We start from the raw sequence: 385 nt of genomic DNA on the forward strand, positions 1-385 counted from the left end.
GAGGCGTTGAACACTTCTCCTGTCCTGAGCATGCTGTGCATGATAACCGCAAGCTTCCGGGCGACCGCCACCGCAGTGCGTTTGAAGCCCAACCGCTCGCGCAGCTTCAGCCCCCAGCTCCTGAGACGGCTTTCGTTGCCGGGTCTGGTTCTCGTGAGGAGGACCGTTGCCGCTTCATACAGCAGTCCCCGCAGATGGCTGTCGCCTCGTCGCGAGATGTGGCCGTCATAGTCGACCTCACCTGACTGGTAGCGCCGCGTTGTCAGCCCAAGCCAGGCACCAACTGAGCGCGACGTTTTGAAGTTTTCTGGATCTTCAATCGCGGCAACATAGGAGACGGCCGTAACGGCGCCGATACCCGGGATCGTCATCAGGAGCTTCGTCG

General features: G+C 61.0%; 1 protein-coding gene. It reads right to left on the reverse strand.

Annotated features, from left to right (window positions below; translation table 11 throughout):
* Positions 1-385, reverse strand: a 385-nt coding sequence (locus IB244_RS31695) for a transposase (RefSeq protein WP_192307012.1), incomplete at both ends; no start/stop codon positions are given.

Source organism: Rhizobium sp. RHZ02, assembly GCF_014851575.1.
Taxonomy (GTDB): domain Bacteria; phylum Pseudomonadota; class Alphaproteobacteria; order Rhizobiales; family Rhizobiaceae; genus Rhizobium; species Rhizobium altiplani.